Origin of the sequence: Actinacidiphila oryziradicis (assembly GCF_005047355.1) — a bacterium.
Classification (GTDB): Bacteria; Actinomycetota; Actinomycetes; order Streptomycetales; family Streptomycetaceae; genus Actinacidiphila; species Actinacidiphila oryziradicis.
On record NZ_SUMC01000113.1, the window covers coordinates 1 to 23,120 of the forward strand.

The window sequence follows — 23,120 nt, forward strand, 5'->3', positions numbered from 1 at the left end:
AGGGGCAGCCGGGCAACCCGGATGGCCTGCCCGGCGAGGTGACGAGCCCCCTCAAGGGCATCCTGCAGCAGACCGTGGGGCCGCAACTGGTTCATGTGTTCGTCGATGCTGCTGACGTGCTCCTCGGCGTCGGCGACGTGGTGCTCCAGGATCCGCCGGTAGCTCCCGGCGGGGGTGACGGCTATGTGCGCCTGGAACTTCTCGATGACCGCAGCTTGGGCGTCGCGGGCGTCATGCAACGCCGGGATGACCAATTCCGTGGTGGTTGTCATCGGGTACTCCTCCTGAATGATCTGGGCGGCTGGGTATTAGGTGTGCATGACGACGATGACGGCACGATGGGTGCGGGTCGCATCGCACGGCGGCGAAACGGTCCCGCGCCCGGTGGACGCTCCGATCTTCGAAGCCCTGGCGCGCCGGTGGGCGACCGCGGGGAGGCTCGTGCCCGGCCAGGACGACCGGGAGTGGACGACTCTGGCCGGGCACTGCCCGTGGCCCGACGCTACGACCAGGGTGATGCCGGCCATCCCCCTCCCGGCCCACGCCACGCTGCCCCGGCCGGCCGGGCACCTGGCAGCGACGACCGCCCACCGGCGCCGATGTTGCCGGACCGGCCGGTAGCGATGGGGCCCCCGCCGCTCGTAGTCGGCCTCGTCGGTGCATGCCAGCGGGAGGACTCCGCAGTCGGTGAAGATCTGCCAGTGATGGGCGTAGGACCTTGCGATGTCCAGGCGCAGTCCGAGGTGGCGGGGCGTGATGGCGGCGTGCTCGTGTGAGGAGCCCCGGTGGCACCACGCCGAATCACGGACCGACCAGCCCGCCAGGCACCGGCTGGGCAATCCTCGGGCGCGTGTCAGCCGCCGAGCCGGGTGCGCAGCAGTTGCTTGCCCAGTTCGGCGCCCTTTCGGCTGTCGGCCTGTGCTTTGCGGAACAGTTCCGTGAGTTCGGTGTCGTTCTCGCGTTCCGCGTCCTGGATGTTGATTTCGAGGCGCAGAGCGTTGCGCAGGCACGCCTCGATGTACCAGATCAGGTTGTAGTCCTTGTCCTTCGTGCCGGTGACCTCGCCGGTTTCGGTGCTGGTGGCCATGGCGATCCCTCCTGCGTGTGTGGGGTAGCCGGGCAAGAACGGTGCGGGCAGCTGTGGAGGCGCACGCCGGTGTCAGCTGTCATCGCCGGTGGCGGTGATGACAGCCTCGCTCTGGCAGTGGTGATGTGGCTAGTCCAGGACCTGGCGGGCCACCCCGGTCGGCGGTCTGCAGCCAGGCGTGGACCTGGTCGGGGGTCATGGTGGTGTCGCAGCCGGGCCACGGCTGGTTGCCGACGACCGCTCGATGGCGTTCAGGGCCCCCGGGCCGGTTGGCGTGGGCGCCGAGCATGGAAGCGGGTGTACCAGCCCCGGATGATTCAGCTACGGTGCCAGCCCGCAAGATGCTTCTGCTTCCAGTGCAACACCGACACCCGGGTGGCGCATCCGGGCCGCGAGCGCGCGGTCGCCACTTTGTCGGGCGCGGGCAGCGGTGAACTGGTCCGGCCGCAGCCCGTACAGCCCATCGACGACCGTCTGCTCTGCGAGGGCGGTTGACCTGTCCGGCATGCCACCGGGCACCGTGCGCTAGTCCGGACGGCTCGTGGCAGCTGCGGTCGGCCGGGCATCAGTGGGATGGTCCGCCGCCGCGCGCCGGAGGCGAGAGTGACGTTGCTGTCGGCTTTGCTGGTGGAGCGGGAGCGGGAGGTGACGGCCTTGTCCCATCCTGCCTTCTGCGGTGTGAGTCGCCAACATCTCGGCGAGTTGCTCGATGAACTCGAACCCCAGTGGCAGGCGCGCTGCGAGGGTGGGCGTCATGACCGGCGCCGTGGTGCTCGCCGCAGGCAGGCCGGCGCGGGACCGAAGTACGAACTCACCTTCCGTGACCGGCTGGTGGTCACGCTCGTCCACCTGCGCACCGGCCTCACCCACGAGGCGCCCGCTGTGGCCTACGGCGTCGGCTCCTCGACCGTCGGCCGGGCGATCGCCGAGATCCGCACGGTGCTCGCGGAGCGCGGCTTCGCCGTGCCCGACCGGCCTGGCCTACGGCTACGGACACTGGAGGACGTGTTCGCGTACGCCGAGGCAGAGGGCGTCGCGCTGCGGCTGGACGGTGCCGAGACCCAGGTCCGCCGCCCGAGGGCGGGCAGGCCCGGACGCCGGGCGTTCGTCTCGGGCAAGCGCAGGCAGAACACCATCAAGACCACCACGTTCAGCGACGGGCAGGGCCGGATGCTGTTCTCCGGTGTGGAGCGGCCCGGCCGAATGCACGACCAGAGCGCCGTGCGCACCGAGGGCATCGCCGAACAGTTCCGCCAGCGCCCCAGCGTCAAGGCCAAGGTCGACTCCGGCTATCGCGGCCTGACCAAGGAGTTCCCCCACCAGGTCAGCGCCCCTCCGAAGAAGCCCACGGACGATGCCTGCGAGGGCGAAAAGCGGGCCTGGCACGAGGCCAGACGCCGGCAGTTCTCGGCGCGGATCTGCGTCGAGCACACCAACGCCGAGCTACGCCTGTGGGCACCGATGCGCAGATTCACCGGACGCCGTGAGACGTACACACAGACCCACCGGGCAATCGCCGGCCTGATCTCCGACCGCGCCGCCAAGCGACCCACCCGCCGCGAGCACAGCACCGAACTCGTGCTCGCCCGCGACGCGGCCAGCTGATCATCCACCAGCCGAACCACCAGGCCGGCATACCCACAGATCACTCGCGGGTGAGGTCGTTAGTCGTGCGTCGGCGCCTGGGTGGTGCAGCTCAGGGTGACGCCGGTCGGGACCAGGCGCTCGACGGAGCCGGGTCGGCCCCCGCTGGCCGCCAGCTGGGCGGCATTGAGGTAGCCGATGAAGAGCTGCTTGCCCGCGGGCATCGCCGAGGGGGTGAACACCAGCTCGACCCGGCCGTTGCTCTGCCGCTCGCCCGTGATGACCTGCGTGACTCCGGGGCCCTCGCCGTGGCTCAGGCTCGCGTCGTCGCCGGGCCCCAGGCAGAACTCGCCGACCTTGATGATCACCGGGAACCCGGCCCGGGCCAGGGCCTCCTGGAGGCCGGCGTGGTCGCTGAAGTACTTCGCCTTGTCCCAGCTGACGTGGACCGTGCCGTCCGTCTTGGTGTCCACGCTGAACGCGACGGTGTGGATGTGCACGGCACCCGTCCCGGTGCTGTTCCCGGCCGCGGGCGGCGCGGTCGCCGGGTTGCCGTAGCTGTTGACGCCGAGCGCCAGGCCGGCCGCCGCCGCGGCGACGACGGAGACCTTGGCCAGGCGCTGCCGCCGGGTCCGGGCCCGGCCTGCCGCGGCGATCCGCTCGACCGGGGCGTCCATGGTGACGCCGTCCATGGACTGCCGCAGGGCACCCAGGACCTGCTCTGCCTCGATGGTGTCCTCGTTCATGCTGTGCAGGCTCATGACCTGACCTCCAGATTGTCCGTGCTCACGAAGTGGCCGCGCAGGGTCGCGACGGCTCGGGCCAGATGGGCGGTGACGGTTCCGGACGCTATCCCCAGAGCCGTGGCCGTGGCCTTGGTATCGAGGTCGAGGAAGACCCGGAACGCGATCACCTCGCGCTGTCGCTCCGGCAGGCCGCGCAGCGCGGCGAGCAGGTCGGGGTCCAGCCCGCTGTCCGGACCGCGGTCACCGGCGGCGATCTCCGGGGTGTCGGGGACGACGTCGATAGCGACCTCGCGCCGCCGTCTGCGCCACCACGACACCCGGGTGTTGAACGCGGTCCGGACCACCCAGGCACGGGGCGCGGGGTGCCGGCGCACCACGTGCCACGACGTCCAGGCACGGGTGAACGCCTCGGCGACCAGGTCCTCGGCCAACTGCCGATCACCCACCCCGGCCAGCACCGCCCGCAGGCAGACGTCCCGATTGGCCTCGTAGAACTCGCTGAACTCCAACTGCTTCACACCCCCTTAACGCTTCGGGGGCCGCGATCCGCTTACTTACTCCGGCGACTGCTCCAGCGGCATTCGTCCAAGGCGGAGTTGCAGCCAGCAGGACAGCGGGTCGTCCGGGTGGTCCAGGTCCAGGCTGAACAGCTCCCGGGCGCGGCGCAGCCGGTACTTGAGGGTGTCGGGGTGGATCGTCAGTCGTTGTGCAGCCTCGCCGACGCTGCCCACGGCGTCCAGCCTTGCGGTGAGCGAGGCGGCGTAGGCGGTGCCCCGGGTGCGGTCGTGGTCGGCGTGGCGTCGATGCCCGGGTGGCGCAGCTGCGGGCGGCCCTCGTCATGTCACGGCCGCACCTCGATCAATCGCGGGTGAGGTCGTAAGCGAGGGCCGGGCGACCAGCGCCTACTACCCGCTCGGGGAGGGCATGCCCGGGCACCGCGGCACCGCGGGGCCAGTGGGCGTGGCCTCCCACAACGGCGTCACCCAACTCGAACGCAGCCTCGACATCCTCCTGGCCGGACGGACACCGCCCGGTGTGTGTGCCCGGGTGTCGCCGCGCAAGGCGCAGACTGGAAGTGCACAGGTCACAGCGGTAGACAGCCAGGCGATCGGGGGCTTGTCTCAGGTCGCCGGCACGGTGGATGGGAGATGCGGTGATCGAGGCAGCGGATCTGCGGGAGTGGCGCACCCACGACGTGGTCGACCCCACCGGGCACCGCCTGGTCTTCGTCCCCCTGGACGGCGTGATCGTGGGAACCGGCTACGTCAAGATCAACTACGCCACGTCGCTGGTGAAGAACTGCCCTCCGACCGGCACCGACGACGTGCTCCCCGCCACCAGTGAGGAAGCGGTCTTCCAGCACTACCGCCTGCCCTAGCAACCCGGCGGCGAGCGGCAGCCTGCCCGCCGCTGACCACCCTGTCCCAAGGAGGCACCACCATGGTCCTGTTCCTGCTTGTGGTCATCGTCGCGGTCGTGCTGGGCATCATCGGCGCCGTCGCCAAGGGACTGCTCTACCTGCTCGTCATCGGCGCCGTGCTCCTCGTGGCCGACCTGGTCCTGGTCGGCGTGCGCTGGTCCAGGCGCACGGGGCGGTGAGTGCCGCTTCCGCGAGCGGACTCCGGTGACTACACCGTCCAGCAGATCGCCGAGGAGTTCGGCGTCACCCGCCCCCCATCTACCGCCACCTCGGCAGAGCACCGCCCCCGCTACACCGTAGCGAGGCACCCGGGACTGTCCGGAATAGTGACAGCTCCACCAGCCACTTCCCGCTGGTTTGCGGCTGGTACGGTGACACGTTCGTTAACGGCACAGTAGAGCACGACGCGGTCGCGGCGAGGCCCGTACCAGCCAGGCGCTCGCCAGCCCGATCGCGGCGCCGGCGATCACATCGCTGGGGTAGTGGGCGCCGTCGTGGACCCGCTCCACGCCGACCAGGACGGCGGGGACCGCGCACGCCGCCCCGGCCCACGGCCACGCCGGGGCGACGGCAGCGGTGAAGGCGGCCGCGGCGGCCATGTGCCCGGACGGGAAGGAGGAGCTGTCCGGCCGGTCGTCACGTCGTTGTGCGGGATCCATTCCTCCGGTGGCCGGCGGCTGCTGCCCTCGCACCGCGCAAGCCGCCGCCTCGCCATCACGTCCGCCGCACCGCACCACAGCTTGCTGTGCTCGGCCGTCTCCAACCGCCGACAGCACGCGGCGGCCACGGGGTGTCCCAGGACGCGATGCGCTTCGTCAGCCGCCGCTCACTGTCTCGTAGACCCGTCACAGCATCCATGGCCTGCGGTTTCCTCTTTCCGTCCGGCTCACGCCGTGATCGGCACAGCCGTCACCGCTGCCCTTTGAGACGCCGCCTGTCCCGCTCCGTCCACTTGCGTGTGTCGCGGGCCTCGACGTAGGGCTCGGCCTCGGCGGGGTGGCCGCCGACGATGGCGCGCTCGCGGGCCATCTCGGCGTCGAACTCCAGGCCCAGGAGGATCGCCAGATTGGTGATCCACAACCAGACCAGGAAGACGATGATCCCGGCGAAGGTGCCGTAGGTCTTGTTGTACGAGGCGAAGTTCGCCACGTAGACCGCGAACCCGGCGGAGGCGATCATCCAGATCAGCAGCGCGAGGAAGCTGCCCGGAGTGATCCAGCGGAAGCCGCGGCCCCGCACGTTCGGCGTCGCCCAGTACAGGATCGCGATCATGAGGGTGACCAGCACCACCAGCACCGGCCACTTCGCGATCGACCACACGGTCAGGGCGGTGTCCCCGATCCCGAGGGCGGCGCCGAGCTGGCGGGCCAGGCCGCCGGTGAAGACCACGATCAGCGCACTGACGACCGCCAGGATCATCAGCACCACGGTGACGCCCAGGCGGACCGGCAGCACCTTCCACACCGGCCGCCCCTCGGGAATGTCGTAGACGGCGTTCGAGGTGCGGATGAAGGCGGCCACATATCCGGATGCCGACCACACTGCCAGCGCCAGACCCACGATCGCTACCACCGAGCCGATGCCCGCGTTGCCCTGCAACTGCTGCACCGCATTGGTGATCACATCACGGGCCGAGCCCGGGGTGAGCCGCTTGAGGTTGTCCAGGACAGTGCTCGTCGTCGACTTGCCGAAGATCCCCAGCAGTGAGACCAGCACCAGCAGCGCGGGGAACAGCGACAGCACCCCGTAGTAGCTCAGCGCCGCCGCGCGGTCGGTCAGCTCGTCGTCCTTGAACTCGCCGAACGTCCGCCGCAGCACCGCCCGCCAGGACCTCTTCGGCATCTCCGTTGGAGCGTCCGGAGCATCCCGCTCCACCTCCGGAGCCGGACCGAAGCCCTCGCCGGGTCCCGACGAGGGCCGGCCAGGACCGTAGGTAGCATCCCGCGCCGCCGGCTGTGCCGGGCCATCGTGCGGGGTCTCGCCATCGTGCGGGGTCTCGCCATCATGGCGATCCGAACCGTGTCGGTGTCTGAAATTGAGTAGGCGTGTCATACAGAACGCGTAACCCCGTACCTGCGCCACACACCCCGCGCCGGTACCGAAGTCGAAGACAGCCACCGCGTGGGGGTGGCTCAGCCGCGCCGCCGTCCAGGCCTCCAGCTGGAGGCTATCGCCGCATCCGCCAGGAGATCATGGCGGCCCGCGCTCGCGCCACCGCTGTACGTTCCCGCCGGGCTGCCGCATGAATTGGGGCTGTCCCACATGCCCTGATGTTGCAACCCTCGGCGACGTCGTCTATGACGCTGGGATGCTCATCGCCCTCGCGACACCAGGCAGTTCGCGGGCCGGGCGGCAGCACGCCGAGTACTGCCTGACGGGGCGGCCGGTGGTCCCGGCCCCGGTCATCGCTCAAGCATGGCGCGGTGGAATGAAGACGGCGCACCTGGCGCGGGCGCTCAAGGACTGCGCAGTAGTCTGCTGCTACACCGAAACCGAATGGCGTCGGATCGGTGAACTGATCGGCAGGGCTGGGCTGAATCGGAAGAAAAAATTCGACCCCGTGGACGGCCTGGTTGCTCTGACCGCCCTGGAGATTGATGCGGCGATCATCGCAACCTCGGATCCCGGCGACATCCAGGCATACCTGGACCAGATTCCCGGGAGCGAGGCAATCGCCGTACTGACCGTGTGATCAGACCTGTGGGGCTCAAAAACACGAATCGCTGCTCGTTGAGGCGCATCACCTCCCTGGCGAGCGTGTGCACGAGCTGGGCCGTTGGTTTCTCTCCGGTCACGCTGGTGTGCTGGTTCTCGGCGGCCGCCAGGCCGCCCGGCCCCCAGCCGGACAGCCCCCAGCCGGACAGCCCCCAGCCGGACAGCCCCCAGAACAAGATCTTCAGCAATCTTCTAGGCGAATTCACGTGTTCTACCAGGCCGCAGGCTCGTGACCTGCGACAACGGCCTCAACCGTGCCACGAAGCCGCCGTCAGCTGCGGAACCCCGGTCCAAGGGCGTGCGCGGCAGTGTGGGCGAACCTGCAGCACACGGCGTAGACGCCGACGACCACCCTGGCCGCCAACGGTCACCACGTATCCGAAACCGTCACCCTGTGCTCACCCGGTGAAGGAGTGCAGAAGTTCCTCAGGCAGGACGAACCGAGCGCGCCCCGCGCCCGTCGTAGATCTTGAGTCCGCCCCGACACCTCTTCGAGGCGGCCGGAATCCACAGGACACGAGGGGCTTGCACTGATGGGACGAGGAAACGCGGGCGGCTGGGCTTCGGGCTGGAACGCCGGGGCCGCGCTGGTGGCGGCGGTACCGATGCTGGCGGGGTGCTCGTCGGGCGGGTCGAACAACGGTGGCGCATCGTCCAGCGCCGGCAGTTCCGCCTCGGCCGGCACCACGCCCTCCTCCGGGGCGACGGCATCCTCCGGGCGGTGACGTCGCCGTCGGCCGGCGGATCCAGCGCCGAAGCCGTGGTCGCCAAGTGGGTCACCGCGGTCGTCGACGGCCACGTGAAGCAGGCCTGCTCGTTCATGGCGCAGCCCCGGCCACCGGCACGTCGCCGGGGCAGCCTGTGTCTGCGCAACTGTGCGCCGGTAAGGGGACGCAAGGGCAGCAGATGCGAAGTACAGTCGCCTCTTTCCGCAAGGCGTTCACGCCCAAGCATGCGACGGGCCGCCCGGTCGTGCGGGTCTCCCAGGTGCCGGTACAGGGCACGACCGCGGTCGTACCCGCGAAGGACATTACCGTCGGTGGACAGCCCCTCAGCAGGATCCTCCTGACGAATTCCAGCGGATTCAAACCCGGCCAGGTCCAGGCCCGGGCCGACGTCACCCGCATCGGCGGCACCTGGTACGTGAGCAATTCGACTTCAATGTCGGCGGCGGTTCCTCCGGAGCACAGTGATCCCCTTCCGGGAAGTCGCAGGTGAGGCAACCGCTGCTCAGGAGGGTGGTCGACAGCCGGCGCCCGCAGACCTGCCGCGGCAGCGACCGCTGGGGGGAGCGAGCGCCGCGCGGCCCTCGTCTCAGCTACCCGCCGGGCCCTTCACCCGCCACCTTGCCGGGTGAACACGCTGCCGCCTGCGAAATCGCGGATCGCCCACGGCGGCACCATCCGTTGCCGCTACATCGAAAGGGAGTTATGAAAGACGACGCCGCCTCAGCGCCCGTGGCAGCCGGCGCAGCTCCGCAGTTCTCGCGCCGACAGGTTCTGGGCGCGGCCGGTGCCCTCGGCCTGGCCGTCGTGGGCGCGGCCGGTTGCCGCGCCACGTCCAGCACCACCCCCAGCACCACCCCCAGCCCAGCCTCGTCGAGCGGCAGCGCCGGCAACGTCACCGCCCCGCCGGCCCAGGGCGTGCTGGCCGCCAACTACAACCAGGCCCTCGACCTCATCGACTTCGCTCAGTTGCGGGCCGCGTCGGCCAGCTGGCTGCGCGGCTTCTACATACTGGGGGAGGCCGGCAAGGCCAGCGCCGCGGACCAGCAGCCGGGCTTGAAGAAACTCCTGGCCGCCGCCGACCACGGCTACGGCACGGTGCTGACGCTGAAGTTCCAGTACCAGGACCAGCCGCTGCCCGCATCCGGCAGCACGGCGATGCGCACACCGCTCGCCCAGCTGCAGAACGCCATGGCGGCGGCCATGGACAAGGTCGACATCATCGTCATCGGCAATGAGCCCTTCTACGAGACCACGAAGGCCGACCGCCATAGCCCGCGGATCAACGAGTTCTACGAGACGCTGGCACAGCATGCGATCGCGCAGCGCGGACACAGCCGCACCCAGCTCTACATGGGCGCACTCAACGGCATCGACGAGGTCGGGAACCAGACCCCCCAGACGGACCGCTGGGTGAGGTTCGCCGCCCGGACGCCGGAGCTGGCCGGCGTGGACATCCACCCGCACGTGTCGTCGATGGCGGACGCGAAGAAGTACGTCGATTACGTCCTGGCCCGGCTGCGGCCCGACCAGCACTTCCTGGCCACTGAGTTCTCGCTGGTGAAGCTGTGGAAGCAGCATATGAAGGATCCGGTCGATCCCGGTTTCGCCTCTCGCTACGGCATCCCGAGCGGCACACCGGTCTGGCAGATACTCAAAGACGCCAACCAGCGGCGATTCAGCCAGGAGGAGTGGAGCGGCTTCCTGGCCAGCACGTCCTGGCTGCAAGCCCACCGCGACTACCTGACACGACAGATGGCGGCGTTCCGCGCGACGGGGCGGCTGGCGGTGGCCGGCTACGGAATCACCCAGGACAAGGCTGGAGCGGCGAACTTCAACCCGGACAAGACGCCGTGGGTGCTCAACAGTCTGTTCTGCCCACAGATGGTGCAGAGCGGCAAGGGCGGCCTGCCGGGCGAGAACCCCGTCTGGCTGCCGGAGTTCCGCGCCGCCCAGCAACGCTGAGACAGGGGGCCGACGGCCGCGACGGCAAGGCGGCGAGCAGTGCCCCGGCAACAGCACCGACCGCCCGTCCAAGAGGTGATCACACCTCACCTGCATCGCTTCAAAACCAGGAAAAGGAGGCCCGTTACCTCGGCAGGCCGCCGCACCGCGAACCGTTCTCAGCCGCTGCGCTCGCTGCCTCGCCGTTGCGACCGGGGAGTACCCATGTCCATGCATGAACAGGGCGGCTACGCGCTGCCGACGGAGGTGGCGGCACGCAAGGCGCGCGTCGCCCGCATGACGCGGTGGGTCCTCGCCGTGCCGTTCTGGGGGCTGCTGGCACTCACCATCGTCTCCTGGCCGGTCGGCACAGTCGTCCCGAACGCCGGGTGGAACGCCGCGAAGTTCCTCTCGCCGATCCTGCTGGTCCCGATCGTCCTGATACGCGCGATCCTGACGACTCGCGTCCTCGGTTTCTCCCGCCACCGGATCGCTCCCTTCGGCGGGCCGCCCGGCTGCGTCGTCGGGTTCGGTCTCCTCGCCGGGGTCATGTGTCTCGCCGGGGCCGCGAACTTCCTCGCCCCGGCGCTGGCCCCGACCACCCCGGTAAACGCCATGGTCACCAAGTGCCACCCCAGCAGTGACGGCGACACGGTCGTCTGCATCGGGAACTGGACCGTCAACGGCATCCGCGAGATCGGTCGGACGCTGCCCGTCAGCGCTCGGCCCGGCAGCACGGTCCCCATCATGGTCAGCCAGGTCGCCGCCGACGTCGCCTACGCCCCGCTCTCCGACAGCCGTAGGGCTCTCGGCGCGGGGTCCGGTGTGCTCGGTGTGGCCGTGACGGGTGCGAGCCTGTTCGGGCTCATCGGGAGCGGCCTTCGGATGCGCCGGGGGTTCGATGACGTGATCGCGGGACGCGCAGCCGTACCCGCACAGGTTCTGCGGCCACGGCGAACTCCTCGTTCTCGGGATCAAGGTGGGGAGTGTCATGAATTGGGTGTGTATCTCCCCGAAGGAGTCACCTGATGAGTACGACAATGCGGCGGTATCCCCAGCTGGGATTCTCCTGGGCGAGCCGCAGCACCAGGGAGCGGATGGAGCGCACGGTCCGCGGCCTTCCTGAGCGTTTGGGCTGGGAGGCGGCAGCGTGGCGGCGTGCGATCAGGTCGCGGTGCCAGCGCAGCACCGTGTCGGGACGCACTAGCAATCGCACCCTGCGCAGCACCTGGGACGGCAGTCGGTGCAGCAACGCCGCCAGGAACGCCCGGTCGCTCGGGGTGAACCGTACTCTGTCGTTGCCGAGTTGACGCTCCAGCACGGTGATCTGATGACGCAGGGCAAGGATCTGCGTGTCCTTGTCCCGATCGCTCATCGGCATCAAGCGAAGCATGGCGAACGCGTTGGTCACGGCCAGGTAAGCCAGTCGCAGCAGCACGACCGACCATCATCCCGGGCGATCATCAGCCTCGCGAGAGCACCATTCGAGCGCCCGCCCCCGACACCCCGAGCACCCCTCACGCCATCCGCCACCAGGCCGGATGAGGTTTTCGGCAAGGGCAGGGTCGTGGAAGCAGCCTTCGCCCTCCTGCACTGGTTCCGCCGACTGCGCATCCGCTGGGAGATCCGCGCCGACATCCACCAAGCCTTCCTCACCCTCGGCTGCGCGATCATCTGCTGGCGACGCCTGAAAGCCTCTTTTTGATCTGACTCCTAAGACCCACGGCCACCCGACTTTCTTCGAGTCCTTCGACAGTCCCGAAGAGTGCCAGGTGGCCGTGCCGCGTGTCAGGCGTATCCGCAATCCCAACACAACATGATCTTGCAAATCTCAAGCTACGACAACGAGGCTACGATCCGCTCGCGGGCATCAACTGGGCCATGTTGAAGCCGCCGACATCCTTGCTGGAGCCGATGCCGTCGCCCCACTGCATGTAGCCCTTGCGAACCCCGTTGTCCTTGTCGTTGACGTCCAGCGAGAAGGAGAACACGTTGTTCGCTGCGGGCTGGACCGAGGTGAGGTCGCTCCACGGCAGCGCCAGCTCGTACAGGGTGGTGTGGGTCGTGTCGTCTCTGGTCACATTGACGGTCGCGTTCGTGACCTGTCCGCTGCCCTCAGTCGGAGCGATCCATCGGTACAACTGAGCGCCGACCGAGGTGAGCGCGGCTCCGTACTCGTAGTGTCCGGTGACCGAGGCGGTGCTTTCCGCGGCCGACGAACCCGGCACGCCCGAAGTAGCCGCTACCTGCAAGCAGTCGCCCTGCCAGACATTGGCCCCGGTTGCGGGTTCGGAGAAGACATCGTCGGTGATGTCGGCCGTGATGTAGAGGTTCGTGGAATCCCAGTCAAGCCACACCTTGCCCGACAGATCGGACGGACCGCCGTAAGGCTGGGAGGTGTCCAGTGATTTCCAGGTCCCGTCGGCGGTGGTGGCCAGATCCACCGCGGGGCCGTCTTGGACCTGGGAAAGCGTCCACGAACTGCCGAGGCTCTTGTTGACCACGGGTAGGAAGGTGACATGGCCGGAAAGGGCTTCCGAGGGCAGGTCGCCGGAGATGACACTCGTCACCGTGAAGGGGTAGATCGTGGCGAAGCTGACGCTCGTCACCGGCACATCCACGGTGGCCGACGCCTGGGGAGCGATGGTCACGCTGACAGGCTGGGTACCCGATTCGCTGCCGAGTTTCCAGTTGACCGCCGTCACCGTGGTGGGGGTGTCCGACGGGTTGTTCAAGACCACCTGGAGCGAACCGGCCGGCGGGCTAATCCCGGTCACCACCGGGGTGACCTGTCCGGGGGTGGCACCCGAGGTTACGGTGAGCGGGCTGACTGCGGCTTCGGTGTAGGCACCGGCCCCGCCGGTGAACGCTGCCGTCGCGTCCAGCTCCGCCTTGGTACCCGGACTCGCGGTGCCTGGAATCGTGACGCTCCAGGTGGCCGTCACCTGCTGACCGGGAGCCACATTGGACAGCGAGACCGGTGAGGTCGCCGTCGCCGTCCAGCCGCTCGGCGAGTTCAGGCTCATCGAAAGGTCACGGACGGCGTGAGCACTGATGTTGGCGAATGTTGCGGTCGCGGTGATAGTGGTGTTCGGCTTCACAATGCCGGCCGCCTGCAGATTGAACGGGTTTTGCACCACGATCGGAGCTGTGCCGGTCACGCCGTTCACCGTCACCTCGATTGTCGCGGCGCCGGGTGCTCGCATGGTGACCACGCCGGTGTCGCTGACCGTGGCGACCCGCGGGTCGCTGGTGCGGTAGGTGACATGAGCGTGGGACAGGTCGACGAACGACTGGTCGTTGTCGGCCGCTTCGATGATGTTGTCCGCAGTCGCATGATTTTGCTCAAGCGCGGAGTTCGTGTCCGGCGCGATCCATGGGTTGGTACTGGTGAGGTTCAGCGTGTCGCCGGGCTTGAAGACCACCTGGTCTGGCTGGACGGTGACCGATTGCACCCGCGGAGTAATGGCGCCCCGCACCCGCACCGTGCCGGAGCCGGCCACGGTGGCGGAGTCAGGTCCGATGCGGAACTGGTAGGCACCGTCGTAGACGACCTGCTTCAGGGCGCTCTCGTCCCACTGGCTGAGGTCGGCGATCTTGACGGACAGGTTGACGTGCTGGGTGTGCCCTGGCGCGAGCACCGCCGTCTTCTGGAAGCCCGCCAGCTGCTCCTTCGGTAGCTCCACACCGGGCACGGTGAACTCCGGCGCCGCGTAGAGCTGGGCGACCGTCGAGCCGGCGACCGTGCCGGTGTTGGTGACGTCGAAGCCGACGCTCACCGTGCCGTCGGCGGAGACGGAACCGGGTCCGACCTGTACATCGGAGTACGTGAAGTGAGAGTAGGACAGGCCGTATCCGAACGGGTAGGTCGGCTTGCCGGTGAAGTACATGTACGTGCGGCCGAGTCCGCCGGTCTGGGACGGGGTGAGCCCGTAGTTGTCCATCGCCGGGATCTGTGAGTCGTCGGCAAACCAGGTGAAGTCCAGGTGGCCGGAGGGGTTCTGCCGGCCGAACAGTACCTGGGCGAGCGCTGTGCCCTGGCTTTCGCCGTTGTAGCCGCTGAACACGATCGCCGGGAAGTCCTTCTGGGCGTCCTGGATGTCGTACGGGCCGTCGGCTTGCATGACCAGCGCCGTACGAGGGTTGCCGAGGGCGGAGACCTGGCTGATCAGCGAGTCGTAGTTGCCCGGCAAGGCCAGCGCTGACCGGTCTGTGCCCTCGTCGGCCACGCCGAGATCCGAGCCGACGACCACGATCACCAGGTCCGCCGCCTTGATCGCGGTCTGCGTTGCGGCCGAGCACGCCGCAGGCGTGGTGGCGGTCGTCGAGGTGCCGCAGGCGTCGAAGGTGACCGTCGCCGACGGGTTGGCCGCCTTGACCGCCGCGGTGATCCCCTGCACGGCGCTGACCTTGAGCGTCGGCTGGCCGGAGTAGCCGCCGAGCGTCGTCGTGTTCGCCAGATTGCCGACGATGACGATGTTGTTCAGCTTGGCGGGGTTCGCCGGCAGCAGCGGGGATGACGTGCCTGAGACCTTGTTGTTCTGCAACAGCACCAGATCCTGCGCCGCGACCTTCTCGGCCAGCGCCTGGTGTGCGGGCGACTCGATCTGCGCCTTCGTGATCCCGGTGTAGGCGACCTTGCTCGCGGGGTCGAACTCGCCGGTCTCCATCCGGATCGTGAACAGCTTCGTCAGCGCGCTGTCGATCACCCCGGGCGTCAACAGGCCCAGCGAGATCGCCGCGTCGATGTTCTGCGTGGTCAGCTCATCGCCAGTGCAGTTCAGCTGGGTGCCGGCCCGCAGCGCGAACGCCTGCCCACCCGCCGCCGCGGGGACCTGCTTGCCGGTGGCGGTATTCGTCCACGTCGTGCCGTTGGTCGTCCACCCCGGTGGCGCCCAGTTGTGGCCGCCGGAGGAGTAGACGTCGCTGATCGCACCGCAGTCCGAGGTGGTGTACCCACCGAACCCGTAGGTCGCCTGCAGCAGCTCGTTCACCGTGTAGGTGTCTGCGGGCGCCGGCGTGCCGTTCACCGCGTTGTAGGACGTCATCACGCCTGACACGTGCGCGTCCTGCACCAGGCTGGCGAACTGCTTGGTGTAGTAGTCCCTGATGTTCGCGTCGGTGGTGTTCGCGCTCTGGGTGTGCCGGCTGTTCTCGTCGTTGTTCAGCGCATAGTGCTTGGCGGTTGCCGCGACCTTCAGGTACGGGGTCATCGACTGGCCGGTGATCGTCTGCCCCTGATACCCGTTGACGAACGCGTCGGCCATCGTGGACGCCAGGTAGGTGTCCTCGCCGAACGACTCGTTGGTCCGCCCCCAGCGTGGATCACGGTCCATGTTGACCGTCGGCGCCCAGAAGGTGAGATCGCCGTAGTTCGACGCGGACGGGCCGAGGTTGTTCTGTCCGGTCCCCCAGAGCGACTTGTCGAGGAACCCACGCGCCTCATCCGAGATCGCCGTGGTCTCCTGGTATATCAGCTCCGGATCCCAGGACATCGTGGCCGCGGAGTTCACCGGGAAGCTGGTCGCCGTCACGTCGAGCTGGCCCTGACCGCCCGCTGCAGTGTCGGCACCGAGCCGGTTGATGCCGTGCTGGCCCTCACTCCAGTACGTGTACTGCTGGAGTCCGAGCCGCGGGATGGCCGGCGCGTTATTGGTCTTGAGTTGCGCCACCTTCTCGGCCAACGTCATCCGCGACACCAGATCGGCCGCCCGCTGAGCGAACGAGTAGTGCGTGTTCAGGTAGATCGGCTGCGTTGAGGCGGCGGCAGACTGCGCCGCACGTCGCGAGCTCGCCTGTGCCACCGCCGGCACCCCGGCGACCACGCTCACCGCTACCGCGGCGGCCAGCACTCGTCCAGCTGACGATATGAGTCTTCGGGAGCGCATAGTTGTCTCCTTCACGTCATGCGCCGTTGGGGTACAGGTTCATGGGGAGCACGCCGGCACCGGTGATGGTGGCCTGCGCGGAGTGCACGATCACCGGGGAGCCGGGAGCGATGCGATGACGGGGTGGTCGGCGCGCTCGGGCAGCAGATGCACCGTGTAGTCGTGGAAACCCGGCGGGTGCATCGCGAACTCGCCGCCGGTCAGCAAGTGGTAGTTGTGATCGTGGAAGCAGTCGACGATGCCGCCGTGCCAGCCGGCCAGGCCGGTGCCCGCGCGCACCGCGGCGGCAAGACGCTCTGCTCCCGGTTGATCGTTCCCATGGTCCAGCACTGCACGATCAGGTCGGTTGCGGTCAGGCGCTCCGCGTCCTCGTACTCCGCGAGGTCCTCGGATGTCTCGACGACGAAGCCCTGCTCCTTGAGGAACGGCACGAACGCGTCGCTGATCGTCACGGGCTGGTGCCCGTCCCAACCGCCGTGGACGACAAGCGCCCGCCGGATGTCAGTGGTCAAGGTGATTGCACGCTCCCGTCGGCGCCGCGCGGCAGGCGCGGCGGTAGGAAATGAACGGTGTAGGCCGACCGACCGCGCCGACACGGGGTGCTCGGACGGGGTCGGAGGTCGGAGGGGTGCCATGCGAACTTATGAACCGCCATCGCAGTTTGTCAATACGTTTTACGAATTCGGGGCCGCGGTGCTCGGCTTGAAGCGCACCTGCACATGCCTGCCTCGCAACGCAGGCCGCGGTCGAGTCTGCGCCCCGACGAACCTGAGCGCAGACTCGACCGCGGGGTGAACTGAGCGTCAGGCCGGTTCTCTCAGCGGGTGACGCCGAACGTGGTCGGTGAGTCGTTCTGTGTTGCGCCCTGGCCCGAGCGCAGATTCCGCACCTTGTTGCCCCTGAAGGTGCCGGTGCCGGTGACCCCCGACGTGATCCAGATTCCCTGGGTGGCCGGACCGTCGATCGTGTTGTTCGTCAGCGTGACGTTGACGCGTGTGCGATCGATGTAGAGGCCGGCCCGCAGGGCTCCGCGCATGATGTTGTTCCTCAAGGTGACGTTGGTGTACGCGGTGGGGAACTTCGAGGTGCTGGCCGGAGAGCTGATCCGCACTCCGTGCCGGACACCGTTCCAGCCGCCCGCCCTGCAGGACGTTTCCGCTGACCGTGGCGGACTCCAGCGGGTGTCCCGTGTCGCCGAATACGCTGATGTCCAGGGCGCTGTTGGACGACACGCTGTTCACCAGGTTGTTCTTCATCTCGATGTTCTGCCCAAGTGGCTGTCAATAGGCCTCCGCGTATTGACCTTGATCCGCCTGCCAGGGTGAGTCGCCGACAGGTCCGGCGATTCACCCGGTGATGTCCCGTATCGGTGAGGGAAGGGTCGTCGCGTGGCGCCGCGGGTGCGCCGGGTTCCGCGGGCCCGGAGAATGCGGGTTGCCTTCCTTCCTTGTCCTCGCCGTGGCGGGATCCCGGCCGTCAGGCGGCAGGAGGCTCGGCGGACCTGCACCGGCAGGTGATGGCCCAACGGGCGGGTTAAAAGCGGGAGTTACCACTGCTCGTGCAGTGTCGGGCGTGGTGCCATGTGAACGTATGAAGCGGTACCCAGGTTTGTCAATACGCTGTACTAAGGGCTCAGCGTGATTCAAGGTCGGCGGGGCGTGTGCCAGCCCGTCGCGCCCTGAGCACAGGCCCGGAACCGGGCCCCACGCCCCGACACACCGCCAGACACTGCGGGTGCCGAAAACCCCATCCATGGCCTGTGACGTGTAGGTTTTCGCGAACGGCCGGTGATCGCCGGGCAGGCGTGTCAGGCTGATGGATCGTGCTGTTGCGACTGCCCTACCTCGCCGTGTCGAGTGTGTTCGCCCTCATACGGCTGCTGCCGATCAGCGACGTCGACAAGGACATGGAGATATTGACGCTGCGCCACCAGCTGGCCGTCCTGCAGCGGCAGATCGACAGGCCGCGCGTCACTCCGGCGGACCGCGCTTTCCTGGCCGCGCTCCTCCACCGGCTCCCCAGGCCCAAGCTGCGGCAGCTGCGGCGTAGCACCGCGTTCTCATGGCGCAGCGCGAGCAGCTCGACGTCCTTGGCGCCCGGCGAGCGGGAGAGCAGCAGGAGCAGTCCGAGGAGCCGCAAGAAGATCAGGTAGAGCACGCGCAACGCCATAAGATCCGACCCTGCCATGATCGACGGGTGCTGCAAAATACCTGATCAGAGGCAGTGCGTGACTTTCGGCACCCTACAGGCCTGGCCGTCGAGCAGGTCGCCGACCACGGCGGCGACGTCGGCGGCTTCCAAGCCGGCAGCGGCCGCGAGGTCGGCCAGCGTGGAGACCTGGCCGTCGACCAACGGGCGCAGCACCGGCTCCGCAGCCCGGGCGAATTCGTACGCCGTGCCGGCGGCTGCCAGCAGCACCGGTGACGGGGAGGGAGCCAGCCTGGCTTAAGCACCCACAGCGTAATCGGCTGGACGGCTACGGCGATGGCCCTCGGGCGCCGCCACAAGTGAAACGTGCAGGCTAGGCTCTGTGCGCCGCGTTCGCCGGCTCGGCGCGGTCCCAAACGCTCTCGAAAGCGAGTTGCAGGCAGTTGGCGAGCGCTGGGTGTTCGATGTAGAGCGCGGTGGTGGCGCCAGTGCCGGCGACCGGGTCCGGCATGTCGCAGAGCACGAGCGAGGCGTCGGCGATGATCAGCTTCAACGGCAGCTCGGCGGTGAACCGGGCCTCCTCCCCGGCCTCGCCGAAACCCCGCACGCTCTCCAGCACTTCGGCGTCGTTGAGCGCGTCATGAGTGTAGATGGCCCGGGCCCGGCCCCCTGCACCGCGCAGCCTGCGCACCGTCGCGATCCCCTCGGTGTTGCCGGCCGGGGCGACGAAGGGGGGTTTGCAGAAGCTCAGCAGTTCGCGTTCGGCGTGTTCCTGGATGTCGGCGAATCGTTCGGTGATGGCCTTGGGGTCGCGCAGCACCTCGATGTAGTCGAGCGGGTCGGTCTTGGTGCGCCCATCGGACCAGACGGGCAGCAGTGCGGTGGCCAGTGCCGACGACACCTGTTCCAGCCGCTCCAGGGATTCGCGTTGCAGCGCCATGAGCCGGGCGGTGGCGAGCTCGGGTGCGACGGCCGAGAAGGTGGCCACCCTGCCTGGGCGGACGATGGCGAGCCGGCGCCGCACCAGGGCGTCCAGCACGTCGTAGACGCGCTGGCGGGGCACATCGGCCTCACGCGCCACCTCGGCCGCGGTGTACGAGTCGCGTCTGACCAGCGCGAGGTAAACCCGCGCCTCGTAGCGCGCCAGGCCCAGTGCTGCGAGGTCGTTTACCGGTCCGTCGTCCACATCCATGGCGTCAAACGCTATAGCCGTTCGGCGCTCCGGACTCTTCCTCCGGGATCACCACATCAACCCCCGCCCCTTTCACGGTAGTTGGTCCTGGACATTTCCCTTACCGAGGCAAGGCTTTGCCATTCACTGGTAGTCCCTTGGGGCAGGCATTCACTACCGTCATCGACGGCCACCACTGACCGGGGTGGCAGCTCGCAACGAGGAACGTGCGCTACTCGCAGCCCACAGGCAGCAGTGAACCCGTGGCATGTCGGAGCATCATCGCTTGTCATGCCCTTGACAGACAAGCCATCCCGCAGTAGGGCACAGATCCCCCATGGAGGGCAGTCTTTTGCGACCGCAGAATACGGACCACGCGAGACCCGACCGACTCCGACGGTTCACCCGCCGCGGGGCCACCGCCCTGCTGTCGGCAGCGGCCCTGATATCCGGCGGCATGCTGGCCGCCGCACCGCAAGCAGTGGCCGCACCGGCCGCACCGCAAGCGGTGGCCGCCTCGGCCGCACAGCAGGCGAAGAGCAACTCCATCGCCAACCCCTACAGCCCCGCGTACCAGCACCCCTATCGGCACGGCGTGGTACCGACCCTCCAGCAGCACGCCAAGATGAAGTCCTGGGCAGCCTCCCAGGCGTCCCCGAGCATCGCGACCGGGCCGCAGACGCTGTCCTACGGCGGCGGCGTCGACGGCATCGGTGTCCAGAGCGGCCACTCGAAGGTCTATCTGGTGTTCTACGGCACCCAGTGGGGCACGCAGAGCACCAACAGCAGCGGAGACATGACCTTCTCCGGCGACTCGGCAGGCGCCGCGCCCGTTGCTCAGAAGATGTTCAAGGACATCGGCACCGGTAACGAGCTGTGGTCGGCTGACCTGACGCAGTGGTGCGACGGTCCGAACGTGGCGTCCGGCGCGACCAGTTGCCCCTCGAACGCCAACTTCATCCCCTACCAGAGCGGCGGCGTGCTGGCCGGCGCGTGGTACGACAATTCGGCCGCGTCGCCGAGTGCGGCCACAGGGCACCAACTCGGCGTCGAGGCCGTGAAGGCGGCCAGCCACTTCGGCAACACCACGGCTGCGTCGAACCGCGACGCGTACTACGTGATCCTGTCGCCGCACGGTACCAACCCGGACAACTACCAGAATCAGTACTGCGCTTGGCACGACTGGAACGGTGACACCACGCTGACCGGCGGTGCGGCCACCTCGACCGTCGGCGACGTCGCCTTCAGCAACCAGCCCTACAACATCGACTCCGGCGCGGGCTGCGGCGTCGGGTTCGTCAACTCCCCCGGCACCCTCGACGGCTGGACCATGACGCTCGGCCACGAGTGGCAGGAGATGATGTCGGACCAGAACCCGGCCGGCGGCTGGACCAACCGCACCGGCAGCTCGTACAACGGCCAGGAGAACTCCGACGAATGCGCCTGGATCTCCCCGGGCAGCGCAGGCGGAGCGGCCAACATCACGATGGGCACCGGCACCTTCGCCGAGCAGGCCAGCTGGTCCAACGACACCAACGCGTGCGCCATCACGCACCCGATCGTCGGCGGCACCACGGGGAACACGGTCATCGTGAACAACCCCGGCAACCAGAGCAGCACCGTGGGCACGGCCGTGTCTCTGCAGCTGACGGGTTCTGACTCCGCCTCGGGCCAGACCCTCACCTACACCGCGACCGGGCTGCCAGCCGGGCTCAGCATCTCCTCCAGCGGTCAGATCAGCGGCACCCCGACCACGGCCGGCACCTCCTCCGTCACCGTCACCGCCAAGGACAGCACGGGAGCCTCCGGCACCACCTCCTTCAGCTGGACCGTCAGCAGCACCGGCGGCACCTGCGCCACCCCGGGTCAAAAGCTGGGCAATCCCGGCTTCGAGACCGGCACCGCTTCGCCGTGGACGGCCAGCACCGGCGTGATCGACAACTCCACCGGTGAGCCTGCCCACTCCGGCAGCTGGAAGGCCTGGCTGAACGGCTACGGCAGCACCCACACCGACACCCTGTCCCAGTCAGTGACCATCCCCGCGGGGTGCAGCGCCACCTTCTCCTTCTACCTGCACATCGACACCGCCGAGACCACCACGACATCGGCCTACGACAAACTGACCGTCCAGGTCGGCACCGCCACCCTGGCCACCTACTCCAACCTGAACGCGGCGAGTGGCTACGTACTCAAGTCCTTCAACCTGTCCAGCTACGCCGGTCAGACGGTGACCCTGAAGTTCACCGGCACCGAGGACTCCAGCCTGCAGACCAGCTTCGTGGTCGACGACACCGCCCTGAACGCCGCCTGACCCATCCGGATTCCCCGGCACAGCACGACACGTTCCGCCCCGGCAGGGAACCACTGCCGGGGCGGACCCGTCCTATCGGCATTCACTGCCCGGAAGGGGGCACGTTCATGGCGCTCCCGTGCACCCACTCTGCACTCCGCTTCGCCGCATGCCTGGCTCTCGCCGCCACCTCGGCGTGCGGCGCCGACGCCGCACGGTCTGTTGCACCGACCACGCCAACGCCCACAACCCTCCGGCTGGACGAGCGCGTGAACCACACGACCGTCTCGGCCACGGTGGGCACCTCGGTTGTGGTCACGCTGCACAGCACATACTGGTCGGACCTCACCAGCGGTACACCGGATGTCCTGGCCGCCGTCGGGGCCTCGCGGGTCACACCAGCCCACACCTGCGTCCCGGGCGCCGGCTGCGGCACGGTCGAACTCGCCCTGCGCGCCGTCCGACCCGGCTCGGCAAACATCACAGCCCGCCGCACCAGCTGCGGCGAGGCCCGACTCTGCGACGGTGACCAAGGCCGTTACAGCGTGACGGTGCAGATCAGCGGATAGGTCGGCAGGAACGAGCCGTGCCCAGCCGGACACCGTGAACGACTTCGTGGTGTCAACGCCGGTGCCGGTCGCACTGGCGTACGCGGCGGTGCCGTCTGCGGGTTCGCCCTGCGGGTGCCGAAAACCCCATCCATGGCCTGTGAGCTGCAGCCGCGAACGGCCGTCGATCGGCGGACAAGCGTGTCAGGCTGATCAACCATGCTGCTGCGACTGCCCTACCTCGCCGTGTCGAGCGTGTTCTCCCTCATACGGTTGCTGCCGATGAGCGACGTTGACAAGGACATCGAGATATTGACGTTGCGGCACCAGCTGGCCGTCCTGCAGCGGCAGATCAACAGGCCACGCGTCTCCTCGGCGGATCGCGCTTTCCTGGCCGCGCTCCTCCACCGGCTCCCCAGGCCCAAGCTGCGGCAGCTGCACCTGATCGTCTCCCCGGACACGGTTCTGAGGTGGCACCGGGACGTCATGCGCCGCCGCCACGCCGCCGCCTCCCGTCGCAAGCGGCCCGGCCGTCCACCGACCCTCCCCCAGCCTTCGGCCGGGAGGTGCCCCCAGCAGCATCCAGGCTCTCGTCCTGCCACTGGCCCGCGAGAACAGTGGGTGGGGCTACAGAAGGATCCACGGCGAACTCGCGGTCCTCGGTATCAAGGTCGCACCCTCCACCGTGTGGGAGATCCTGAAGCAGCACGGGATCGAGCCGGCGCCCGAACGTGACCGTCAGACCTGGGCCGCGTTCCTGCGCAGCCAGTCCCACGCGATCCTGGCCTGCGACTACTTCACCGCCACCACCCTGAACGGTGCCACCGTGCACGTCTTCGCCGTCATCGAGCACG

23 protein-coding genes and 6 pseudogenes are annotated in these 23,120 nt (G+C 68.4%); 14 read left to right on the forward strand and 15 right to left on the reverse strand.

What is annotated here, in order from left to right; all coding sequences use genetic code 11:
• From FCI23_RS46535 to FCI23_RS46545, 3 genes and pseudogenes are all read right to left on the reverse strand, one after another.
• Window positions 1-272 (reverse strand): annotated as a pseudogene (locus FCI23_RS46535) (hypothetical protein); the annotation flags it as partial.
• 36 nt (window positions 273-308) lie between these two features.
• Window positions 309-839, reverse strand: coding sequence for a hypothetical protein (locus tag FCI23_RS61370; RefSeq protein WP_246144713.1), 531 nt, complete (start codon window positions 837-839; stop codon window positions 309-311).
• Between the two features lie 14 nt (window positions 840-853).
• Window positions 854-1,087, reverse strand: coding sequence for a hypothetical protein (locus tag FCI23_RS46545; RefSeq protein ID WP_136730077.1), 234 nt, complete (start codon window positions 1,085-1,087; stop codon window positions 854-856).
• 312 nt (window positions 1,088-1,399) lie between these two features.
• On the opposite strand from FCI23_RS46545, the gene FCI23_RS46550 reads away from it, so the two are divergent.
• Both FCI23_RS46550 and FCI23_RS46555 read left to right on the forward strand, forming a co-directional pair.
• On the forward strand, window positions 1,400-1,582 hold the full coding sequence (locus tag FCI23_RS46550; protein ID WP_136730078.1) for a hypothetical protein: 183 nt from the start codon (window positions 1,400-1,402) through the stop codon (window positions 1,580-1,582).
• A 114-nt stretch (window positions 1,583-1,696) separates the two neighbouring features.
• Entirely contained in the window at window positions 1,697-2,692 is a 996-nt protein-coding gene (locus FCI23_RS46555) for a transposase family protein (RefSeq protein WP_211265780.1), read from the forward strand.
• Between the two features lie 59 nt (window positions 2,693-2,751).
• Here FCI23_RS46555 and FCI23_RS46560 read toward each other — a convergent pair whose 3' ends face one another.
• The 3 genes and pseudogenes from FCI23_RS46560 to FCI23_RS46570 form a co-directional block, all read right to left on the reverse strand.
• Window positions 2,752-3,432, reverse strand: a complete 681-nt coding sequence (locus FCI23_RS46560; protein WP_136730079.1) for a hypothetical protein — start codon at window positions 3,430-3,432, stop codon at window positions 2,752-2,754.
• Window positions 3,429-3,935 carry a sigma-70 family RNA polymerase sigma factor gene (locus FCI23_RS46565; protein ID WP_136730080.1) on the reverse strand — a complete coding sequence of 169 codons (507 nt, stop codon included), beginning with the start codon at window positions 3,933-3,935 and terminating at the stop codon, window positions 3,429-3,431. Before FCI23_RS46565 ends, FCI23_RS46560 begins: the two co-directional genes overlap by 4 nt.
• A 36-nt stretch (window positions 3,936-3,971) precedes the next feature.
• Window positions 3,972-4,163: pseudogene (locus FCI23_RS46570) on the reverse strand (helix-turn-helix domain-containing protein); the annotation flags it as partial.
• A gap of 407 nt (window positions 4,164-4,570) precedes the next feature.
• Here FCI23_RS46570 and FCI23_RS46575 point away from each other — a divergent pair.
• Both FCI23_RS46575 and FCI23_RS57475 read left to right on the forward strand, forming a co-directional pair.
• Window positions 4,571-4,795 carry a hypothetical protein gene (locus FCI23_RS46575; protein WP_136730082.1) on the forward strand — a complete coding sequence of 75 codons (225 nt, stop codon included), beginning with the start codon at window positions 4,571-4,573 and terminating at the stop codon, window positions 4,793-4,795.
• 62 nt (window positions 4,796-4,857) lie between these two features.
• Window positions 4,858-5,016, forward strand: a complete 159-nt coding sequence (locus FCI23_RS57475; RefSeq protein ID WP_169317290.1) for a hypothetical protein — start codon at window positions 4,858-4,860, stop codon at window positions 5,014-5,016.
• Between the two features lie 204 nt (window positions 5,017-5,220).
• Here the strand turns inward: FCI23_RS57475 and FCI23_RS46580 are convergent, their stop codons facing one another.
• Window positions 5,221-5,496, reverse strand: coding sequence for a phosphatase PAP2 family protein (locus tag FCI23_RS46580; protein WP_246144715.1), 276 nt, complete (start codon window positions 5,494-5,496; stop codon window positions 5,221-5,223).
• Between the two features lie 250 nt (window positions 5,497-5,746).
• Window positions 5,747-6,889 (reverse strand): YihY/virulence factor BrkB family protein, encoded by a 1,143-nt coding sequence (locus FCI23_RS46585; RefSeq protein ID WP_136730083.1) that lies wholly within the window; start codon window positions 6,887-6,889, stop codon window positions 5,747-5,749.
• Window positions 6,890-7,145: 256 nt separating this feature from the next.
• Between FCI23_RS46585 and FCI23_RS46590 the strand changes: the two genes are divergently transcribed.
• From FCI23_RS46590 to FCI23_RS46615, 5 genes are all read left to right on the forward strand, one after another.
• Window positions 7,146-7,529 carry a hypothetical protein gene (locus FCI23_RS46590; protein WP_246144716.1) on the forward strand — a complete coding sequence of 128 codons (384 nt, stop codon included), beginning with the start codon at window positions 7,146-7,148 and terminating at the stop codon, window positions 7,527-7,529.
• A 556-nt stretch (window positions 7,530-8,085) separates the two neighbouring features.
• Window positions 8,086-8,277 (forward strand): hypothetical protein, encoded by a 192-nt coding sequence (locus tag FCI23_RS46600; protein ID WP_136730086.1) that lies wholly within the window; start codon window positions 8,086-8,088, stop codon window positions 8,275-8,277.
• Between the two features lie 181 nt (window positions 8,278-8,458).
• Entirely contained in the window at window positions 8,459-8,770 is a 312-nt protein-coding gene (locus tag FCI23_RS46605) for a hypothetical protein (RefSeq protein ID WP_136730087.1), read from the forward strand.
• Between the two features lie 212 nt (window positions 8,771-8,982).
• Window positions 8,983-10,242 (forward strand): hypothetical protein, encoded by a 1,260-nt coding sequence (locus FCI23_RS46610; protein WP_136730088.1) that lies wholly within the window; start codon window positions 8,983-8,985, stop codon window positions 10,240-10,242.
• A gap of 204 nt (window positions 10,243-10,446) precedes the next feature.
• Window positions 10,447-11,250 (forward strand): hypothetical protein, encoded by an 804-nt coding sequence (locus FCI23_RS46615; protein WP_136730089.1) that lies wholly within the window; start codon window positions 10,447-10,449, stop codon window positions 11,248-11,250.
• A gap of 10 nt (window positions 11,251-11,260) precedes the next feature.
• Here FCI23_RS46615 and FCI23_RS46620 read toward each other — a convergent pair.
• A pseudogene (locus tag FCI23_RS46620) lies at window positions 11,261-11,659 on the reverse strand (hypothetical protein); the annotation flags it as partial.
• A gap of 114 nt (window positions 11,660-11,773) precedes the next feature.
• Here FCI23_RS46620 and FCI23_RS46625 point away from each other — a divergent pair.
• A pseudogene (locus FCI23_RS46625) lies at window positions 11,774-11,926 on the forward strand (IS5/IS1182 family transposase); the annotation flags it as partial.
• A 145-nt stretch (window positions 11,927-12,071) separates the two neighbouring features.
• Here FCI23_RS46625 and FCI23_RS46630 read toward each other — a convergent pair.
• The 3 genes and pseudogenes from FCI23_RS46630 to FCI23_RS46640 form a co-directional block, all read right to left on the reverse strand.
• The gene (locus FCI23_RS46630) at window positions 12,072-16,109 is read right to left on the reverse strand and encodes a glycoside hydrolase family 3 C-terminal domain-containing protein (protein WP_136730090.1); all 4,038 of its coding nucleotides are present in this window, start codon (window positions 16,107-16,109) and stop codon (window positions 12,072-12,074) included.
• A gap of 90 nt (window positions 16,110-16,199) precedes the next feature.
• Window positions 16,200-16,744, reverse strand: a pseudogene (locus FCI23_RS63380) (ThuA domain-containing protein).
• 182 nt (window positions 16,745-16,926) lie between these two features.
• Window positions 16,927-17,220 (reverse strand): right-handed parallel beta-helix repeat-containing protein, encoded by a 294-nt coding sequence (locus FCI23_RS46640; protein ID WP_246144717.1) that lies wholly within the window; start codon window positions 17,218-17,220, stop codon window positions 16,927-16,929.
• Between the two features lie 711 nt (window positions 17,221-17,931).
• Here FCI23_RS46640 and FCI23_RS46645 point away from each other — a divergent pair.
• Window positions 17,932-18,261 carry a hypothetical protein gene (locus tag FCI23_RS46645; protein ID WP_211265779.1) on the forward strand — a complete coding sequence of 110 codons (330 nt, stop codon included), beginning with the start codon at window positions 17,932-17,934 and terminating at the stop codon, window positions 18,259-18,261.
• Window positions 18,262-18,323: 62 nt separating this feature from the next.
• Here FCI23_RS46645 and FCI23_RS46650 read toward each other — a convergent pair whose 3' ends face one another.
• Complete coding sequence (locus FCI23_RS46650; RefSeq protein ID WP_136730091.1) at window positions 18,324-18,527, reverse strand: hypothetical protein; 204 nt, start codon at window positions 18,525-18,527, stop codon at window positions 18,324-18,326.
• 103 nt (window positions 18,528-18,630) lie between these two features.
• Window positions 18,631-19,449, reverse strand: coding sequence for a TrmB family transcriptional regulator (locus FCI23_RS46655; RefSeq protein ID WP_136730092.1), 819 nt, complete (start codon window positions 19,447-19,449; stop codon window positions 18,631-18,633).
• Window positions 19,450-19,780: 331 nt separating this feature from the next.
• Here FCI23_RS46655 and FCI23_RS61385 point away from each other — a divergent pair, with 331 nt between their 5' ends.
• Entirely contained in the window at window positions 19,781-21,739 is a 1,959-nt protein-coding gene (locus FCI23_RS61385; RefSeq protein ID WP_246144718.1) for a putative Ig domain-containing protein, read from the forward strand.
• A gap of 248 nt (window positions 21,740-21,987) precedes the next feature.
• Window positions 21,988-22,287 (forward strand): hypothetical protein, encoded by a 300-nt coding sequence (locus tag FCI23_RS46665; RefSeq protein ID WP_136730093.1) that lies wholly within the window; start codon window positions 21,988-21,990, stop codon window positions 22,285-22,287.
• Window positions 22,288-22,479: 192 nt separating this feature from the next.
• Here the strand turns inward: FCI23_RS46665 and FCI23_RS46670 are convergent, their stop codons facing one another.
• A complete protein-coding gene (locus tag FCI23_RS46670; RefSeq protein WP_136730094.1) occupies window positions 22,480-22,707 on the reverse strand; it encodes a hypothetical protein in 228 nt (75 codons plus the stop codon).
• Here FCI23_RS46670 and FCI23_RS61390 point away from each other — a divergent pair.
• Window positions 22,618-23,120, forward strand: a pseudogene (locus tag FCI23_RS61390) (integrase); the annotation flags it as partial. The gene FCI23_RS46670 and the pseudogene FCI23_RS61390 overlap by 90 nt on opposite strands.

Excerpts from the sequence above, each read along its gene's own strand:
- FCI23_RS46545 (WP_136730077.1), bottom strand. The coding sequence starts at position 1,087 with ATGGCCACCAGCACCGAAACCGGCGAGGTCACCGGCACGAAGGACAAG.
- FCI23_RS46550 (WP_136730078.1), top strand. The coding sequence starts at position 1,400 with ATGATTCAGCTACGGTGCCAGCCCGCAAGATGCTTCTGCTTCCAGTGC.
- FCI23_RS46560 (WP_136730079.1), bottom strand. The coding sequence starts at position 3,432 with ATGAGCCTGCACAGCATGAACGAGGACACCATCGAGGCAGAGCAGGTC.
- FCI23_RS57475 (WP_169317290.1), top strand. The coding sequence starts at position 4,858 with ATGGTCCTGTTCCTGCTTGTGGTCATCGTCGCGGTCGTGCTGGGCATC.
- FCI23_RS46580 (WP_246144715.1), bottom strand. The coding sequence starts at position 5,496 with ATGGATCCCGCACAACGACGTGACGACCGGCCGGACAGCTCCTCCTTC.
- FCI23_RS46585 (WP_136730083.1), bottom strand. The coding sequence starts at position 6,889 with ATGACACGCCTACTCAATTTCAGACACCGACACGGTTCGGATCGCCAT.
- FCI23_RS46590 (WP_246144716.1), top strand. The coding sequence starts at position 7,146 with ATGCTCATCGCCCTCGCGACACCAGGCAGTTCGCGGGCCGGGCGGCAG.
- FCI23_RS46600 (WP_136730086.1), top strand. The coding sequence starts at position 8,086 with ATGGGACGAGGAAACGCGGGCGGCTGGGCTTCGGGCTGGAACGCCGGG.
- FCI23_RS46605 (WP_136730087.1), top strand. The coding sequence starts at position 8,459 with ATGCGAAGTACAGTCGCCTCTTTCCGCAAGGCGTTCACGCCCAAGCAT.
- FCI23_RS46610 (WP_136730088.1), top strand. The coding sequence starts at position 8,983 with ATGAAAGACGACGCCGCCTCAGCGCCCGTGGCAGCCGGCGCAGCTCCG.
- FCI23_RS46615 (WP_136730089.1), top strand. The coding sequence starts at position 10,447 with ATGTCCATGCATGAACAGGGCGGCTACGCGCTGCCGACGGAGGTGGCG.
- FCI23_RS46630 (WP_136730090.1), bottom strand. The coding sequence starts at position 16,109 with ATGCGCTCCCGAAGACTCATATCGTCAGCTGGACGAGTGCTGGCCGCC.
- FCI23_RS46655 (WP_136730092.1), bottom strand. The coding sequence starts at position 19,449 with ATGGATGTGGACGACGGACCGGTAAACGACCTCGCAGCACTGGGCCTG.